The sequence below is a fragment of the uncultured Lactobacillus sp. genome, assembly GCF_947367125.1.
GTDB lineage: Bacteria > Bacillota > Bacilli > Lactobacillales > Lactobacillaceae > Lactobacillus.
Window position 1 is genome coordinate 1 of the sequence record NZ_CANBCQ010000065.1, and the last position, 4,346, is coordinate 4,346.

The window sequence follows — 4,346 nt, forward strand, 5'->3', positions numbered from 1 at the left end:
GAACTCCTTTTTCTAATGTTTAAAGAAATAAATTTAAGGAATCATTCATCCTTACACAAACTATTTTACAGTCTCCACTTTTAAGAATACTAATTACTGGTTATACTTTAAACGCATAATGCGTTATTACAAATAAATATTTTGCATGGTGACATCTCTATTTTAGAATAAAATTAAAGTCAGAAACGAGGTAATAATATGGCAAAAAAATGAAGAAGAAGTAAAAAATAGCGTTTTTGGTTTTGGTGAAGCTAACGAAGCTTTTGTCAAATTCTTTAGGGGTATAAGTTACCTTAAACCTTTAGCAGAAAGTAAAGAAGCTAAAACTGCTGTTCATAATGTAAGTTTTGAGCCAGGTTGTCGTAATAATTGGCATAAACACACAGTTCCACAAATTTTAATTGCGGTAGCTGGTGAAGGCTGGTACCAAGAAGAGGGTAAGCCAGCACAAAAGATGCTTCTAGGCGACGTTGTTATTGTAAATCCCAATACTAAGCACTGGCATGGAGCTACCAAGGATTCATGGTTTGCTCACATTGCTATTATAGTGGGTGACAGCGAAAATACTTTGCTTGAACCAGTATCTGATAAAGAATATGATAAACTGGGCTGATTAATCAGAAAGTCTAGTATGTAGTTATAATTTGATAGAAAAAATTTCTCTTAAAGAAAATAAAGCTCTGCTTGTTGATATGAACTGAGACCTAAAAGTTAGCTACTTTTAGGTCTTTTATATTGCAAAAATATAGGCTTAAGCATTCGGTCTTATAATTTTAGCTTGCTTGACTTAAAATAAGATTCATAAGAATAAAAATAGATGGGAGAAAATACATGGAATTAATGGTTTCAAGTTTCACGCTTGCCTTAGCTGCTTGTATAAGCATTATTATTGCTGAAGCCTTGCATCATATTTCAGTTAACTATATTAGTATGCTTATTGGCATTGTAATTGCTTTAGTTCCGTTGCTTAATAAACAAGTAGCCTCTTTTAGCTCTGAAATCTTTATGGAATTAATAGTTGCACCGCTACTCTTTTTTGAAGGACAAACAACTAGATTTAACAATGTAACCAGAAATTTAAAAAAGATTATTGGAATTACTGTAATAATGGTAGTGATCGCGTTAATTGCAGCGGGCTTTTCAGCTGCTGGGATTGGTCAAATTGGTTTGCCTTTGGCCTTTATAATTAGTGCAATTAGTACACCAACTGATGCGACGGCTACAGAGGCAGTAACTGCAGGATTAAAAGTCCCACATAAAGTAAATGCCTCTTTAAAATCTGAATCACTATTTAATGATGCTTCAGGCATTATCTTGTTAAATATGGCAATTTTATGGTTTATTAATGGCTATATTAATTATGGTCAAACGATTACTAATTTTCTTTATTCATCAATTGGCGGTGCGATTTTTGGTTCGATATTAGGGTGGCTCTTTATTACTTTTAGACAATTTTTGCTAAGAACCTCATTTAATTCTTTGAATGCGCAAAATTTAATTTATATTTTGACGCCGCTAATTATTTATGTCCTCAGTGAAGAACTTCATTTATCAGGTATTATTGCAGTGGTAGTTGCCGGACTATTGCACAATGCTGAAGCAGAGCAAAGCTTATTAATAAATTCTCGTCAAATTCATATGGGCTTTGACTTACAAAATTTAATCTCTGAAATCTTTAACAGTACCGTCTTTGTTGTACTAGGAATTTTAATGGTTAGAATTTTTAGAACTCGCATAGGCAATGATCATATTTGGCAATGGATTGGTGTTGGTGTCACTATCTATATAGCTAATTTGGTTGTCAGATATTTATATAGTCTTTTAGCTCTAAAATTTGGTCAAAAAAATGCGGTTATTTTTGCACTAGGCGGAATTCATGGTGCAGTTACTTTGTCGCTAGCCTTAACTTTATCAAGTAGATTATTAGGAACAGGAAATTATAATCTAGTAATCATGGCTGAAGCTACATTGATTTTGCTCAGTATGTTGGTTCCTACCTTTATTTTCCAATTTATTTTGCCACATCAAGTAAATGATAAAGATGCTCAAAAAGTGGTCTATGAAATCCGCCGTAATATGGTTAAGCGGGCAATTCAGATAGTCCATCGTATGTATCTTCCTGAACGCAGTAAAAAATATATTATTTATATGCTGTTGACGCAGAAAAAAGCGGTTTCGTTGCGTGAATCATTAAAAGCGGTAATTAAATCGATTCAGCAAGAAGAATTTACTCCTGAAGAAAAGGCACTTCAAAGAATGGCCTTTTATCGCGTATTTGCAATTGAACGCGAATACTTGGAAATGATTGGACAACAACAAAGCGAATACCGTGAATATCTTCTTCAAATATATAATGATATATTGCTAGCTGAATCTTTGATTATTGATCCTGAACAAAATGGTGAAGATTAAGAAAAGCCTCGAAATTAAGACGAATGATCCGTACCGTGTCAAGTAGACATTCAAAATAGATAAATAAATATTTATTGTTTTAAAGTTAAAATTTAGTTGAATGTATAAAATAAGCATTGATTCTGATAAGTGTGAATCAATGCTTATTTTTAATTTTGTAAATCAATGATTTTGTCGAACATTTCTTTTTCTTGGTCAGAGATTTTATGAGCAACTTCAATTACCGCAAAATCTGAATTTTTAAGTAGAGTTTGATGAATTTGTAGCGAAAGTTTAGTATCTAATGCACTAGTTGCCTCATCAGCTAGCAAAATTGGACGTTTCGCCAAGATAGACCTGGCAATTTCAATTCTCTGAATTTGACCACCAGAGAGATTATTGCCATTTTGACCTACTTGGTAATCGAGTCCTTTTCCCTCAACTAATTTTGTCAGACCTGATAATCTAATTGCATTATTTAAGTCTTCTTTTGAATACTCTTTACCTAAAGTTAAGTTAAAGAGCAGACTACGGTCAAACATAAATGGCTTTTGATTGATGTATCCAAAGTAAGCATGCGATTTTTGCCAATTACCGGTTACATTTTGTTGATCAATTATAATAGAGCCACTAGTTGGCTTTAATTGACCAACTAAAAGGCGGAGTAGAGTAGTCTTGCCAAAACCACTTGGAGCCATTAGAAGGATTTTCTCATTAGCATTAACAGTGAAAGTAACGTTTTTTAAGATAGTTTTGTCATTAACTGTATAAGTTAATTTTTTAACTTTCAACTGATTAAAAGAAAGATTTTTAGCATTTTCATTCTTATTATTAAAATTGATTGCTTTTTGAATCTTATCCCAAATAGGTTTAGTAGAGCGGATTTGATTGAGCTGATCTAAGATCATAGTAATTGGATTAATAAAGTCGTTAGAAAGCTGTACGATCATTACTAAAGTACCAGCACCAATTTGACCATTGAACATCAAAATGGCGCCTACTAAAAATGGAATAATAAAGCTGAAAATGTCAGCGAGAGTAATAATCAATGTAGAAATAGCACCTTGAGTGTAATTAAGACTGCGCAATGCATTTTCCATCTTTTTTGCTTGGTTAACTACGTAAGAAATAACTGGAATTTGAACATCATAGAGCATTGCAGTCTTAGAACCATTGATAGCATCAGTGACTGCCTGTGTATAATCAGCATTTTTATTTTCCCAGACGGCAGCCTTATTTTGAATATCCTTGATAAATAGCTTCTGAATAAAGCCGGGAATAATAGTTGCTACTACAAAAATTACGGTTAAAATCCATGAATTAAGTAAGCCTACGAAAATCGAGATTATGAAAGCAGCTGCCTCTGAAATAATCATCAATTCATTAGCAATCTTCAGTGATTCGATTTGCTTTAGATCATTGGTCATTAAGTTTAGACCTTCTTTTTGCGAGTCGGATTGTTGATTGACTAAATAAGTGATGGTTTTGTCTTTTAATTCAAGATTGATATCGCGAATAATATCGTAGCGTAAATAACGATATCCGAAATTTAGAAACATGATCAAAATTAAGATTAATGCTCCCAGTAGGGCAATCTTAATTAATTGGTTTAATGAGCCACGATGATATTGTGCACTGTTAAGCATAATCTTCGTGACGTAAGCGATGACGACATTACCACAAGCACTTATGCAGGCTAAAAGAGCATAAAGTGCTAGCTTCTTTTTGTTAGCATACTTTAATGACATAATTTACCTTTCTAGACCCCATCAAAGTGACTTACTTTAAGTCGTTTCTTCTTTGATGAAAATAATATAGCATATTTTATTGAAAATTAAAATAGTATTAGATATTATTTTAATAAAGGAATTTGGAGGAAGGAAACTGTCAAATCTTTTGTGTAAATAGATCTTTCTCGTAAATTGATTTTTTAATTATTTATTTAATCAAAGTAG

Annotated in this window: 3 protein-coding genes; 2 read left to right on the forward strand and 1 reads right to left on the reverse strand. The window is 32.5% G+C overall.

Annotated features, from left to right (window positions below; translation table 11 throughout):
• Positions 1-196 precede the first annotated feature (196 nt).
• Both Q0Y84_RS12000 and Q0Y84_RS12005 read left to right on the forward strand, forming a co-directional pair.
• The gene (locus tag Q0Y84_RS12000) at positions 197-613 is read left to right on the forward strand and encodes a cupin domain-containing protein (protein WP_297954082.1); all 417 of its coding nucleotides are present in this window, start codon (positions 197-199) and stop codon (positions 611-613) included.
• Between the two features lie 218 nt (positions 614-831).
• On the forward strand, positions 832-2,412 hold the full coding sequence (locus Q0Y84_RS12005; RefSeq protein WP_297954077.1) for a sodium:proton antiporter: 1,581 nt from the start codon (positions 832-834) through the stop codon (positions 2,410-2,412).
• 149 nt (positions 2,413-2,561) lie between these two features.
• On the opposite strand, the gene Q0Y84_RS12010 is transcribed toward Q0Y84_RS12005, so the two are convergent.
• Positions 2,562-4,139 (reverse strand): ABC transporter ATP-binding protein, encoded by a 1,578-nt coding sequence (locus Q0Y84_RS12010; RefSeq protein WP_297954080.1) that lies wholly within the window; start codon positions 4,137-4,139, stop codon positions 2,562-2,564.
• Between the last annotated feature and the right edge of the window lie 207 nt (positions 4,140-4,346).